General features: G+C 42.8%; 14 protein-coding genes and 2 tRNA genes. All 16 read right to left on the bottom strand.

Annotated elements, in window-relative coordinates; all coding sequences use genetic code 11:
• Window positions 1-50: 50 nt before the first annotated feature.
• Window positions 51-962 carry a peptidyl-prolyl cis-trans isomerase gene (locus tag P3L57_RS00430; RefSeq protein WP_069487708.1) on the bottom strand — a complete coding sequence of 304 codons (912 nt, stop codon included), beginning with the start codon at window positions 960-962 and terminating at the stop codon, window positions 51-53.
• Window positions 963-1,010: 48 nt separating this feature from the next.
• Window positions 1,011-1,886, bottom strand: coding sequence for a redox-regulated molecular chaperone HslO (hslO, locus tag P3L57_RS00425; RefSeq protein WP_069487707.1), 876 nt, complete (start codon window positions 1,884-1,886; stop codon window positions 1,011-1,013).
• An 11-nt stretch (window positions 1,887-1,897) separates the two neighbouring features.
• Window positions 1,898-2,674, bottom strand: a complete 777-nt coding sequence (locus P3L57_RS00420) for a type III pantothenate kinase (protein WP_044153475.1) — start codon at window positions 2,672-2,674, stop codon at window positions 1,898-1,900.
• 188 nt (window positions 2,675-2,862) lie between these two features.
• The gene (ftsH, locus tag P3L57_RS00415) at window positions 2,863-4,779 is read right to left on the bottom strand and encodes an ATP-dependent zinc metalloprotease FtsH (protein ID WP_044153477.1); all 1,917 of its coding nucleotides are present in this window, start codon (window positions 4,777-4,779) and stop codon (window positions 2,863-2,865) included.
• A gap of 97 nt (window positions 4,780-4,876) precedes the next feature.
• Window positions 4,877-5,419, bottom strand: a complete 543-nt coding sequence (gene hpt / locus P3L57_RS00410; protein ID WP_038954341.1) for a hypoxanthine phosphoribosyltransferase — start codon at window positions 5,417-5,419, stop codon at window positions 4,877-4,879.
• Between the two features lie 2 nt (window positions 5,420-5,421).
• Window positions 5,422-6,834 (bottom strand): tRNA lysidine(34) synthetase TilS, encoded by a 1,413-nt coding sequence (tilS, locus tag P3L57_RS00405; protein WP_069487706.1) that lies wholly within the window; start codon window positions 6,832-6,834, stop codon window positions 5,422-5,424.
• 103 nt (window positions 6,835-6,937) lie between these two features.
• Window positions 6,938-7,960: a protein kinase domain-containing protein gene (locus P3L57_RS00400; protein ID WP_069487705.1), complete on the bottom strand. Its 1,023-nt coding sequence runs from the start codon at window positions 7,958-7,960 to the stop codon at window positions 6,938-6,940.
• Window positions 7,926-8,663, bottom strand: coding sequence for a vWA domain-containing protein (locus tag P3L57_RS00395; protein WP_024123631.1), 738 nt, complete (start codon window positions 8,661-8,663; stop codon window positions 7,926-7,928). The genes P3L57_RS00400 and P3L57_RS00395 overlap by 35 nt, the downstream gene beginning before the upstream one ends.
• A gap of 84 nt (window positions 8,664-8,747) precedes the next feature.
• Complete coding sequence (gene spoIIE / locus P3L57_RS00390; RefSeq protein ID WP_069487704.1) at window positions 8,748-11,231, bottom strand: stage II sporulation protein E; 2,484 nt, start codon at window positions 11,229-11,231, stop codon at window positions 8,748-8,750.
• Window positions 11,232-11,430: 199 nt separating this feature from the next.
• Window positions 11,431-11,502: transfer RNA gene (locus P3L57_RS00385), tRNA-Glu, on the bottom strand.
• 9 nt (window positions 11,503-11,511) lie between these two features.
• Window positions 11,512-11,588: transfer RNA gene (locus P3L57_RS00380), tRNA-Met, on the bottom strand.
• A 169-nt stretch (window positions 11,589-11,757) separates the two neighbouring features.
• The gene (locus tag P3L57_RS00375) at window positions 11,758-12,144 is read right to left on the bottom strand and encodes a S1 domain-containing RNA-binding protein (RefSeq protein WP_003218379.1); all 387 of its coding nucleotides are present in this window, start codon (window positions 12,142-12,144) and stop codon (window positions 11,758-11,760) included.
• A gap of 80 nt (window positions 12,145-12,224) precedes the next feature.
• On the bottom strand, window positions 12,225-12,602 hold the full coding sequence (gene divIC / locus P3L57_RS00370; protein ID WP_010332711.1) for a cell division protein DivIC: 378 nt from the start codon (window positions 12,600-12,602) through the stop codon (window positions 12,225-12,227).
• Window positions 12,603-12,619: 17 nt separating this feature from the next.
• On the bottom strand, window positions 12,620-13,255 hold the full coding sequence (yabQ, locus tag P3L57_RS00365; RefSeq protein ID WP_024123629.1) for a spore cortex biosynthesis protein YabQ: 636 nt from the start codon (window positions 13,253-13,255) through the stop codon (window positions 12,620-12,622).
• Window positions 13,252-13,554, bottom strand: coding sequence for a sporulation protein YabP (yabP, locus tag P3L57_RS00360; RefSeq protein ID WP_024123628.1), 303 nt, complete (start codon window positions 13,552-13,554; stop codon window positions 13,252-13,254). The genes yabQ and yabP overlap by 4 nt, the downstream gene beginning before the upstream one ends.
• 78 nt (window positions 13,555-13,632) lie before the next feature.
• The gene (locus tag P3L57_RS00355; RefSeq protein ID WP_024123627.1) at window positions 13,633-13,893 is read right to left on the bottom strand and encodes an RNA-binding S4 domain-containing protein; all 261 of its coding nucleotides are present in this window, start codon (window positions 13,891-13,893) and stop codon (window positions 13,633-13,635) included.

Here is a 13,893-nt window from a genome sequence, read left to right as displayed (position 1 = left end):
CCTCAATTTCCGACTATTTGTATTGGTATTATGTATATAATCTATCAATTTCAAAATTTTTTGTCAATCATTTTAGTACTTTTTTCCCCATAGAACCAAGACACGTCAGCTTCTTTCCAAAGTGATTTTACAGTTGCTTTATCACCTAACTGATCCATTGCGATCTGGCGTTTAATCTGATTCTTCACTTCATCATATGAGAACGTTCTCGCATTTAACTTTTCTTTCAGTTGTATAATTGCATAACCGTTGTTTACCTTTATCGGTTCGTTTGACCATTCATCTTGTTTTAGTGTCTTTGCTTCTTCAATGTATGATGACGGAATGTTGTCTGATGCCTCGGTGACAAACCCTAAATCTCCCCCGTACGGTGACGTATACCTGTCTGTGGACCGTTCCGCCGCAACAGCTTCAAAGCTCGAGCCGCCTTCAAGCTCTTTTAAAACTTGTTTGGCTTCCTCTTCATCCTTTACAACAATATGCCGAATACGATACGAATCATCAAACTGATACAGTTCTTTATTTTGATTATAAAATGATTTCATTTCTGTCTTTGAAATATCAATATCCTTTGTTAATAATTCCTCAAGAAGAATATTATAGCGAATTTGGTCTTTCCACTCTTTTTCAGTTGTATGCTCGTCTTCGTAAAATGAATTATTCACCGCCTTAATCAGCAGAAATTCCCGATCAATTTCGCTTTTAGATACTTTGAGATTGTTCTTTTTGGCAAGCTGCTCTACCACTCGAACATTGATCATATCTTCAAGTGTTGATTTTCCGTATTCATCTTCCATTTCCTTCAGCCATTCTTCTCTTGTGACGCTTTTGCCTCCAATAGTAGCAATGGACTCGTTGGACGGAGAAGCACTGGCTTGAGATTTCGTCAGTGTATATGCCACTGCGATACAGCATACCAGCAGCGCGCCCCAAATGATTGTCCAGATTGTTCTTGATTTCAAATTTACTGTCAGCCCCTTTTCTTAAATTCAAAAAACCCGCTAAAGAGCTTAGCGGGTCGTTTGGTCTCGAAGCTCTTTCAGCTCTTCTTTTGTAAATAAGTACTTTTCATTACAAAAATGGCATACTGCTTCGGCTTGTCCATCTTCTTCTATCATATCTTGAATTTCTTTTTTGCCTAGTCCTAAAACGGCTGTTTCAAAACGCTCTTTTGAACAAGGGCAATGGAATTTAACAGGCATGGTTTCCAAAATCTCAGGCTTTTCTCCTAAGACTTCTTCTAAAATCTCTTCCGGTGTAAGCCCTTTTTGAATCAGTTTAGAAATAGGTTCTACTACAGATAAACGCTGTTCAATTTTTGTAATGGTTTCATCATCTGTTCCCGGAAGGAGCTGAAGAATGAAACCTCCTGCCGCCAAAATGGTGTTGTCTGGGTTAACAAGCACACCGACACCTACAGAAGAAGGAACCTGCTCCGATGATACAAGATAGTACGTAAAATCTTCCCCCAGTTCTCCGGAAACGATTTCTACTTGCCCTGTGAAGAACTCGCGCAGCCCTAAATCTTTTACAACACTTAATGTTCCATCTGTTCCAACAGCTCGTCTGACATCCAGCTTGCCGTGTTCATTCAAGTCAAAATGAACATGCGGGTTTGAGACATATGCCCTGACTTCCCCTTTAGCATTCGCATCAGCTACAATCGCGCCGATTGGCCCGCCGCCTTCCACTTTCACTGTCAGCTTATCATCACCTTTCAGCATAGAACCAAGCATTAGTGAAGCTGTCATTGTACGGCCTAGTGCAGCGGATGCTGTCGGCCATGTATCATGCCGTCTCTGTCCTTCATTCACCATATCAGTCGTTTTTGCAGCATATGCGCGAACTTTTCCGTCATACGCCAGCGCTTTTACTAAATAATCCATTGCAAAACCTCCTATACACTTCCCACGCGGTTTCGTTCATAAATCAATTCCAGCCCTTTCAGGGTTAAGAATGGATCAACGATGTCTATACAATCTGATTCGTTTGCGATTAATGGCGCAAGACCGCCTGTCGCAATGACTTTCGGTTCTTGTTTTGCCTGCCATTTCATGCGTTTTACGATTCCTTCCACTTGGCCGACATAGCCAAATAAAATTCCTGATTGCATCGCGCTTACAGTGCTTTTTCCGATAATATTGTCAGGCCGGGCGATTTCAATACGCGGAAGCTTTGCCGCACGCGAGTACAGCGCCTCAGTCGAAATTGTAATTCCAGGCGCAATCGCTCCGCCCATATATTGTTTGTTTTCATCGATATAACAGTACGTTGTGGCTGTACCAAAATCAACAACAATCAAAGGATTGCCGTACAAGTGAATGGCCGCAACAGCATTTACGATTCTGTCAGCGCCTACTTCTTTCGGATTGTCGTACTTTATATTTAAACCGGTTTTCATACCGGGACCGACAATTTGCGGTTCGATATGAAAGTATTTTGTGCACATTCTCTCTAACGCAAACATGATTGGCGGCACAACTGAAGAAATAATAATGCCTTCTATTTGTTCAAACATGAGACCTGAATGATCAAATAAAGAGCGCAGAATCATCCCAAACTCATCTTCTGTTTTATGCCTGCTTGTTTCTATACGCCAGTGATATTCTAATTCACCATCATGATATACACCAAGTACTGTATTGGTGTTCCCCACATCAATAACAAGTAACAACCTCTATCACCACTTTTGAATAGTTTCTCTATCATTACTTTTACAAACATTCTACAATACCATACACGATCGGCGGCTCATTTGTAAACAAATCGATACCATAATTGGATGATTGAAAAGGCGGCAGCAGAGGCGGGATTCACATAAAAAAACTGCCAGCGTCAGCCGGCAGTTTTTATCAGAAAGCGTTACTCTTTCGTATCGTCTTTCTTTTCGTCTTCTGTTTTTGACAGAATGTTTACTTTGACATCATCGTTCTTCTCATCATCAGAGAACTTACGCTCAGGCAATGTTCCGTGATCGACAAGGTGTTTGATTTGTTCAGCATCCAGTGTTTCAACTTCCAGAAGCGTCTGAGCAATCAATTCAAGCTTGTCACGATTTTCTGTCAGGATTGTTTTCGCACGCTCGTAACACTCTTTGATAATGCGCTGAATTTCCTGATCAATTTCGTAGGCAATTTGATCACTGTAGTTTTGTTCGTTGTTGAAATCACGGCCTAAGAATACCTGGCCACCCTGAGACTGTCCAAATTGCAGCGGTCCCAGTTTTTCTGACATACCGAATTCTGTAACCATTCGTCTTGCAATATTTGTCGCACGCTGGAAGTCATTGTGCGCTCCTGTGCTGACTTCACCAAAGATAATTTCTTCAGCAACACGTCCGCCCAAGAGACCGACAATTTTATCAAGCAGCTCCGGCTTTGTCTGGAAGTAACGGTCTTCTCTTGGAAGCATAACTGCATAACCGCCAGCCTGGCCCCGAGGAACAATTGTTACTTTATGAACCATATCAGCCTCATCTAAAACGAGTCCGATAACGGTGTGTCCGCCTTCGTGATATGCCACGATATTGCGTTCTTTCTTGGAGATGACGCGGCTTTTCTTAGCTGGTCCGGCAATAACTCGGTCCGTAGCTTCATCAATGTCGCGAGCATCGATTTTTTTCTTGTTTTGACGAGCCGCCACAAGAGCAGCTTCATTCAATAGGTTTTCTAAGTCAGCGCCTGAGAAACCAGGTGTTCTCATGGCAATCGATTTCAGGTTTACCGTTTCATCCAGCGGTTTGTTTCTCGCATGGACTTTCAATACAGCTTCACGTCCAATTACATCTGGGCGGTCCACTGTGATTTGACGGTCAAAACGTCCCGGACGAAGTAAGGCTGGGTCCAAGATGTCCGCACGGTTCGTTGCGGCAATGATGATAATTCCTTCATTGGCACTGAATCCGTCCATTTCAACAAGCAATTGGTTGAGCGTCTGTTCACGTTCATCGTGTCCTCCGCCGAGACCCGCTCCACGCTGGCGTCCGACTGCGTCAATTTCATCAATGAAGATCAAACACGGCGCATTCTTTTTCGCGTTTTCGAACAAGTCACGCACACGGGAAGCACCGACACCTACAAACATTTCAACGAAATCAGATCCGCTGATGCTGAAGAAAGGTACACCGGCTTCACCGGCTGATGCTCTTGCAAGAAGTGTTTTACCGGTACCCGGAGGTCCGACTAAAAGCACACCTTTAGGGATTCTTGCGCCAAGCTCGGCAAACTTGCGGGGATCTTTCAGAAATTCAACAACTTCCACAAGTTCTTGTTTCTCCTCGTCTGCCCCTGCAACGTCTTTAAATTTGACGCGTTTCTTTTCCTCTGTATATAGCTTCGCCTTACTCTTACCAAAGTTCATGACACGGCTGCCGCCGCCTTGAGCTTGATTGAGCAGGAAGAAGAACAGAATAAAGATAATGACAAATGGGATGATGGTCGTCAGGAACGTCACCCATCCGCTTGTTTCTTGAGCGGGATCAACCTTTACATCTGTCTTTTTTATAGCATTAAAGATCTGGTCTGCTCCCTTTCCTTCAGGAACATGAGTCAAAAAGTATTGATCCTTGTCGTAATTTTTCAGCTGTCCTTTTACCTCATAAACACCTCTGACAGGCTGAACCGACACGCTATCAACTTTCCCGTCATCCAGGTTTTTGATGAACGTGCTGTACGACATATTTTCTGTTTTCGGATTTGAGGTCTGGAAGTAGCTCACAACCCCGATTACTACTAATAAAATAAGTAAATAAAAAATGGTATTACGGAAGACCCGATTCATTCCTTACCTCCTCCCACAGTAAGCACAACTATGTTCAATAGTACCATAGAAAATCATTCCAATACAACCAATAACCATCTCGGAAGCAGGCTGCCGATCAGCTTTCATAAACTGCCGGTTTTAACACTCCGATATAAGGCAGATTGCGATAGCGCTCAGCATAATCAAGTCCGTAGCCCACTACAAACGCGTCAGGAACTTTAAAGCCGACGAAGTCTGCTTTAATGTCCGCTTTTCTTCCGCTTGGTTTATCCAAAAGGGTAACAATCTTAATTGATTTTGCTTTACGGTATCGGAAGAGCTCTACTAGATAACTTAAGGTTAACCCACTGTCGATGATATCTTCAATAATTAAGATGTCCCGGCCCTCTACAGATGTATCCAAATCTTTAATGATTTTTACTTCTCCAGATGAAACCGTAGATTTTCCGTAGCTTGATACATCCATGAAATCCATTTCCAAATATGTATCAATATGCTTGATAAGATCCGCCATAAAAGGAAGAGCTCCTTTTAACACACCGATTGCCAACGGAAATTTATCTTGATACTCACTTGTTAAGTCTGCACCTAACTCTTTTACTTTCTCTTGTATCTCTTCCTCTGAGATCAGAACTGTTTCAATATCATGTTTCATCATGATTATGCTTGCCCCCTACACTTTTCATGCTGTCTATATTGTAATACAATGCGGTCACTGTTTGGAATCACAAGATCTTCAAAAATGGATTTTTTCAAGCCCGGTATCCAGATAATTTCACCGCTTGCATCCGTCACAACCGGCCAGTTGTCTCTTTCTTGCAGAGGCAATTTCTTATCAATAAATATATCCTTTACCTTTTTCGAGCCATTCATCCCTTTTAGTTTTATCCGATCGCCGGCTTTTCTTGTCCGGATCGTCAAGGGAAATCTCACCTTATCTTGACTTGTAATAAAAACAGAATTCCCATGTCCTTCAAGAGGTTCCGCGTTATGCTTTGCCTCTATCAGAAATCCGTTTGGGAGCACTGCCGTCTCATCGGCAGCTCCGCTTATTTGATATTCAAAGGGAACCTTTTTGCACTGCCATTGTTCAAATGTAAACAAACATGTCTGATATGATTTGACCACCTTCAGTCCTTTCGGAAAGTCCAGTACTCCTGAAGGACCGCCCTTATCCGCCCAGTCCAAAAACTGCTGAATATGATGAGCTGAAAAGGATGATGGAACGTTTTCATAAAGATAGTTTAATATTAGTTGAACTCCTCTTCTTTGTAAAGGCATCGGGAGGGCAAGCAATTGAGAGGAATTGATTTCAACTGATATTTTAGACTGGCTTGTGATTACTTTATTCATTTCTTCTTTCGTTAATGACTGTAAGAATTGCTCATCTTCAGTCAGTGCTTCGCTTACTTTCTGAAACCTTTTATGCACATCCGGTGATTCCTGTTTCAAAAAAGGGAGCACTGCTTTTCTGAATCTGTTTCTAGTGTAATCATCTTTGGCGTTGCTTTCGTCCGTCCGGTAGCTCAAAGCGTTCTCATGGCAATAATGAAGAATCTCTTCTTTTGTAATGGCTAGAAATGGTCTGATCATCTGTCCCGTTTCAAACCGTCTTACCGGCTGCATTCCGGCAAGTCCAGCTCCGAGTGTGCCTTTGGCCAGTCTCATAAGCATTGTTTCAACCTGATCATCTCCATGATGAGCAAGTGCAAGATAATCCGCTTGATGCTTGGACATCACTTCCTTAAAAAACTGATATCGGCAATCACGGGCAGCTGCCTGTTTGTTGAGACCGTTTTTCTCAGCATACGCAGTTACATTGATTTGAGCCGTTTCACATTTGATGTGTTCAGCCTCACAATACGCTTGGACAAAACGCATGTCTTCCTCAGATTGCGCCCCTCTGAACCGGTGGTCTACGTGAGCCGCAATCACATTGGCTGAACGGCCGTATAACGCATGAAGCGCGTGAAGGAGAGCCATCGAATCCGGACCGCCGGAAACGCCTACAATAATTGTCGCCCCTTTTAACGTAAGATTGTGTTTGATAAAAAAATCTTTGACACTGTTCACAATGTCCTCCTCACAATGAGCAGGTATTTTAAAGATATTCATATCCTATCACTTTCAATCCTTCCAAGCAAAGAAGAAGCATGGGTATTGCAGATTGCGGCTGTCAAATAAGGAAAAAGATAATGTAAGCGAAATAAAGCGCCAAAACACTGATTACGATAAGAGCGGTTTCGAATAACCCTCCGGACTTAGCGCCCTTCTTTTTAGGTGCATATCTCGTCTGTGTTACTTTACCCTGGCGCATGTTTTGCTGTCTTTGTCTTGAGATAGATTGCGCCGAAGTTGGCGTTTTTCCAGCCTGTTTTCTTTGCGCTGCCTTTTGCCCTGCTGCGAGCATCTCTCTTTTCATCTCGTCAGCGGAATCATAATGGCCATTTAAAGCAGAAATAAGCATTTTTTTATACTTTTGCAGCACCGGACTGCCCTCGATTAAAGATCGCAGCTGTTCCTTTGGCTGGCTTGTTTTTTTGAATTCCTTTTTATGTACACAGTTGATCATAATCATAGCAACCGCAAACAAGTCGTAAGAGGGCTCTGCTTTTCTTGTCCCATACCCCCAATATCCTCTATCGTAAAACTCGGTATACTCTTTTATCGCTCGGCCCTCCTTGGTTGTTCCGCCTACATCTATGCAGCGGATTCTGGCCGGCGGGCCGGTGACAATCAGATTATCCGGCTTAAGGTCGCCGAATATCCACCCTTGCTGATGAAGCACGGATAAGCTGGTTAACAGCTGAATCATCAAGACCGGAATCCATTCTGCTCCTTTGTCACTGACGAACTGTAAAAGCAGCGGGCCTTTTATGTATTCCATTGCATAAAATGAAACCTTTGTATTAGCACTGGGAATAAAGGCATCATCAGTGTCAAAAAAAGAAGGCCCCATCGTTACGGACTGGGCCTTTGAAAAAGATTTTAAGACATTCACTTCAGAAGTAATAGACAGGCTGTCATCACTTACCTTTAAGGCAACATGTCCATCTGATGCTTCTGCCAAATACACAATTCCATTGGCCCCTTTTCCAAGCTGTTTACGCAGTGTGTAAGTATTTCCATTCCACTTGCCCTTTACTCTCGTTCCCGGCTTGAGGCTACATGCCAAACTCGTCAAAGTGTCGTTCATCATCTGCCAGCATGCTCCTTCTTGAGCGGATTTTTTCGAATTGCTGTGTCGCTTCACGAATCGCCGGACCTGTCGGCGTGATGCCGCCTGTCGATAGCTTCGCAAAGAGTGTGGAAAGAGACTGCAGCTTCGGTGTCCAATTCAGCACAAGCTCGACCTCTTGTTTTTTCCCGGGAAATATACACATCGCAAATTCGTTATTCCCTATTCGGGAGTTAAGACTCACGGACAAGTCAATCAGTGCTTCTTTCACTGTAGGCAGCTTTGGCGCCATACTAGCGCTTGTATCAACGAGAACCAAAACCTGAAGATGCACCGTTTCTCCCAGTTCATCTACTACTTCCATGACTTCGCCGCGTTTTTCCGGAGAAAGCTCCTCCATTTCCACATTCTTTCCCAGGATTTGCTTCAGTTCTTGATTCACCACCCCTTGCAGGGTTTGCGTCATTGCTTTTTTCGTTACCATTTGAACCGTTTGCGAAAGCTGTGATGCGTAAACGACCTGATGCACGCCGCCTCCAGCAAGCGCAATCCCTTCGACTTCTTTCATAGCCTCGTGGTCAATTTTGTTTTCTTCCATTATACCTATGACATTTACTGTAATCCCTTGCTCTTTAGCAAAAGCAGCCATAGCAAGCGGGTCTTCACCATGATTTGAGCAGCCATCCGTTATCAGCAGAATTTGATTCAAACGTCCGTTGTTCACATTCATTCCTCCTGGAGAATACGATGATTCTCAGATTCATATAGTTCCATCTTCGCCAGAAGAAAATTGATTTATACGGAAGCGTTATGAAATTTCTTGTTTGCTTTGAAAGATAGCCGGAACGGGAATAGACGCCCACTTTGGTGTATTGTGATCAATTCGGACGACAACAACCGTCATATCATCATCAATTTGGCCTGATCTTGTGCGAATCACTTCCTCCATAAGTAAGTCAGCAATTTCCTGCGGATCATCTGTTTTTAACCCTTTCATTTTGCGCTTCATCCATAAATCATGATTTTCCACGTGTTTAGGGCCTTCGAAAATACCGTCACTCATCATGATCAGGAGGTCTCCCGCCTTCAGCTGCTCACTCACAACCTCAACGTCGAATTCGTTAATAATGCCGATTGGCAGATTGCTCGCTTGGACTTTCATCACCTGCTCACCCCGTTTGATAAAGCTCGGTGTTGATCCAACCTTTAAAAACTTACAGCTCGCATCCTGAAGGTCGATAATAGAAAGATCGAGCGTGGAATATATTTCATCGGTTGTCCGCAGAGACAGTATGCTGTTGATCGTTTTGATCGCTATTTTTTCATCAATTCCTGATTCAAGGATCTTTTCAAGAAGTTTTATCGTTTCATTGCTTTCAAAGTGAGCCCTCGCGCCATTGCCCATGCCGTCGCTGATAGCAGCTGCATATTTTCTTGCGCCTAGCTCCATCATGCTGTAGCTGTCGCCGGAGACAAGGCCGCCGCCCTTCGCCGCATGAGCCGCACCCGTAGACACTCTGTACGATTTTGTTGATCCAAACGCGACATGGCTGTATCCATTTGGATGCGGAGAATGCTGCTCGGCTTTCACAAGAACTTGCTCTTCCAAAATGTCAGAAAGCATAGGCGCTATGATTTTTTCACTTTCTCCATGCCCGCTGAATGGGATTGTCATTTCAATATCAATGTTTCCCTGTTCAAGGCTGTAAATCTCCACCTGCTGAATCTCTATTCCAAAATGCTGAAGAGCCTCAATAATTTGTTCTTCTTGGATAAAGTGCTGCTCCCTCTCCCTTTTTATTTCCCGAGAAAAGTCTGCCATGACCTCTGAAACACCCAAGAGCTGTTCAGCTACAAGCCGCCTGCTGTCCTGCACTTTTTTCTTAAGGGTTAAATGCGCATGATGATAGGCAAGTTCATCCTCTATCAACTCTTCAACCTGACGCGATTTAGAGCAATACTGGTGAAACTCTTTTTTCAGCCTTCTGTTTGAAGAATACTCTTTTTCCTCTGTTTCAAGCATAACTTGTTTCATTAAATCATATGTTTTATCAAAGTTCTGAACCCAGCACCTGTTTTTCTTGTAGCACGTTTGACAGGAATGCTCTGTAATTTTGCTTAAAAACAGATCGACCTCGCTGTCATCTGTTTGTTCGTCAGACGCTTGATAAAAGGTTGCAAAGCTTTCTGACAATGCATGAAATACATTGGAGAACTGATCCACCTTTTGAGCAGTGACATCTCTGATTTTTCTCGCGTATTGCTGCTGCTCCTGAAGATGTTCCACAGTGCCCGGAATATATCTCGCCACTTTTCTTGTAATGGACTGAGGCGTGAGCAGAAACAGGCCGACTGCTATCAATGACTCATAGAGCGTTGTCATCAGACCGGCAGAGCCTTCTCCATATAAAGAAATAAGAAGCGAGCCGATAATCAGCCCGATTGCCGCACCCGCTTTTTTTCCTTCTTTCAGCAAACCGCCTAATAAGCCCGAAAAAGCGAGCAGACTCATTTGATAGAGATTTCCGATATTGGCTAAGCCGAGAATCAGGCCTGTCACGACACCCACTGTACAGCCGATGCTTGCACCGCCGATGAAGGAAAAGCTTAATACAACATAACGGGCCAGGATATGTTCTGCCTGCATCCCTTGATAGGACAAGCCTGCAAGTCCAGTCAGCACCGAAGCAATCAGAATCATAAAGCAAATGATTTCTTCTATTTTTAAGGATTGTTTTACTTTCTTCACTGTAAAAATCGGAAGGCTTTGGAGGAAAATCAGCGTTAAAATAAAGGACAGCCCCGCTTCTACAACAGCCATCACATAATCATAGGTTGTAAACGCGCCATTCTGAGCGTAAACAAAACCCGCTCTTGCCGCCGCCATGGAGAGGAACACGACAACCGGAAGGGCTTTCACACGATCATCTGTGATGAAGGATGCTACTTTAGAAAACACGAAGAATGCAAGCAACGCCGCTAATATGAGTAATGAGTGCTTTGGAGAAATTGTCATTGCACCTGCAAGCACAGCCAGCACTGCATACAGCGCCTTGTCTCTTCTGATCAGAAGCATTGCCCCAAAGAAAGGAAGGGCGAAAGGAAGGACCTCGGATAATATGAAAGCTCGTCCAAGCAAAAACCCGATGACGACATAAATGAATCCTTTATAGAAAAACAGTGAATGCAAATGATGAGTCACCAGCTTCGCTCCCCTGTTAAAAAACGATTGGAGTTTTTCAAAAGCTTGTCCCGCCATTGGCCCGTTCACTCTTCTTTCTGCTTTTTCCATTTCTCTCATCTCCCACCTGTTATATTCGTTGCCTGTCATTATAGCGAAAGCACAGATAGGATTTTGTCAAAAGAAGGTAAGTATACCAAAGAAGTCTTCGACGGTTTCTGCCCTGAAATTCGTTTATGCGGAGAATTTCCAGAAAGATGTCTAAAAATGAAAAAAATCGGCTTCTGTAACAGAAACCGATTTTTCAGTATGACCCGTACGGGATTCGAACCCGTGTTACCGCCGTGAAAGGGCGGTGTCTTAACCGCTTGACCAACGGGCCTAACAAATATGGTAGCGGCGGAGGGGATCGAACCCCCGACCTCACGGGTATGAACCGTACGCTCTAGCCAGCTGAGCTACACCGCCATATTGTTTTGTGCTTCTAAGCACAAGTTATATAATACAAAGGTTTGTCCTTTTCGTCAACAGAAACTTTAATGTTATAATTTTCTGACTCTTACCTTGAGAGGGAGCATATAAAAAAAGCACCCGTTGGGACGAACGGATGCTTCATTTATTTATAGAAAGCAGCAAGTTATCCTCTTCTTGCTCCGCGCCCTCCACGTTTTGATTCCGTATTGCGTTTTAAAGATGACAAGCGATCTTCGCTATCTTTTAAAAACTTGTTCATTTTCTGTTCAAAAGATTCTTTCGGACGGAAATCATTTCTAGGTCTGGCTTGCGGACGGTCTTTAGCTTTTTTAATAGATAAACCAATTTTCCCGTCTTTTTCAACGTTGATGACTTTCACTTCAACTTGGTCGCCGACTTTTAAGTGATCATTAATGTCTTTAACATAATTATCGGCTACCTCACTGATATGAACGAGACCGGTTGAGCCTCCAGGCAATTCAACAAATGCTCCAAAATTTGTAATACCTGTAATTTTCCCTTGCAACTTGCTGCCCACTTCAATCGACATAAAAAAAGTGCTCCTCCTTAGGCTTATAAAAAGATCGTTTGCTTAATTATACCTAAATAAAAATTTAAGTGTCAACAAGGCTACTTGTTCTTCTTCTCCACATTAAAGATTATTTCACCGTCTCCAGACATGAATAAGTCTCTTCTGGCAAGCTCTGTGACGTAATCTTCATCTTTTAATTTGGATATTTCTTCTTTTAAATCCGTTTGCTTTGTCTTTAAATTCTTCAGTTCTTTTTCAAGCTGTTCTTTCTTTTCTTCTTTTGCGCTAAGGGAAGATGTTTGGCTCCATACAGAGCTTGCCAGTACAATTGCCGTCAGAAATACGAGGGCGCCGAATACAGTCAACCGTCTGTACAGCCCTTTTCTTCTTCTTTTCTTCAGCTGATTTTGCCGCTCTACTTTTTCTTTATAGTCGTTTTGTATTTCAGTTATCGTTCGTTCCCTGGAAAAATTCAAATCAGACGGTCCTCCTTTCATCTCTTCAAAAAACGTGTAATGGTCGTTCTTATGGTTACCAATAGTTTCTTCTTCTTTTTTAGAAATCCTGCACCTTTTTGAAAATATCGTCTGAAAGTTAGACGCAGTTTTTCAGGAAGAAGTTTCATACATTGTTTAACGATAAAGCGGATCGGAAAACACAGAACCATGACTATTTTATAAAGACATAACATGAGAAAACCGATCAGGCGGTATGTTCTCTGAAAGAGAAACGTGACCAGCCAGATGATGACTCCGCATGTCCACACAATAGGACGAAATAACACGTGCTGAATGAGCTTTTTTAAGAATTGATAAACAGAAACAACAAGATAAATGACGAATTTCAGTATTTTTATATAGATTCGTTTGCAAAGGCTTTGATACGTCGCAACGCCCAGCAGAACCGCCAAAAAAATGTACAGCCTGAATTCTCCCTCATTTACATGAAGCAAGACATAAAAGAAGAGCAGCCCCTGCAAAATCCAGAAAAGAATATCATGAATAAATAAAAGCCACCTGGCTGTTCTGGCACGAATGACAAAGAGCCTGTACGTATCAAGCGACGCGCCAAGCCAGAGGCCCATACCGGACATCGCCAGCATTGTATAGAATTGTGTCGTCAGCGTCATTTAAACAACTTGCTAAAAAACCCTTTAGCTTTATCCCCTTGTTGCTCGTCTAAATACACTAAATCAAATACCCTGCCTTTGATCGAAACAATCCCTTTTTCTACATCAAGATTTTTCATTTGAAGGTTTTCGCCTCTGACTGAGAGCATTCCCATCACTGTTTCCAGCAGGAATTCTTCGTTATCAAAGCTTTCAACTTGCTTAACCCCAGAAATATCTAAATGTTTCCGGCCTTTCATTGTCACATCGTGCTGTTCCGGAACAGAAGAAGAACCTTTTTGTTCATAATATGAATTCATCTATTCAGCCCCCATATCCTCGATACTTTTAGCATTATTACTGCATTGTATGAGGGCGGGGATTCTTTTAGAACAAGCCTATTCGCCGAGTTTTTCTTCCTTTAGCACCGTATACATGTTTGCGGCTTCTTCTTTTTTCGTCGTGTCTTTGAGCTCATTCACTTGTACCGTTACAAGCTTTTGGCCGAAGCGGACCGTTAATTCATCTCCAGGTTTTACGTCTGAGCTTGCTTTAGCCTGATTTCCGTTAATGGAGATTCTGCCTTGATCAGCTACTTCCTTCGCTAGTGTACGTCGTTTAATCAGCCGTGATACTTTTAAAAATTTATCTAATCTCAT

Source organism: Bacillus sp. B28 (genome assembly GCF_029536185.1).
Classification (GTDB): Bacteria; Bacillota; Bacilli; order Bacillales; family Bacillaceae; genus Bacillus; species Bacillus halotolerans.
This window is presented reverse-complemented; position numbering and strand designations above follow the sequence as displayed.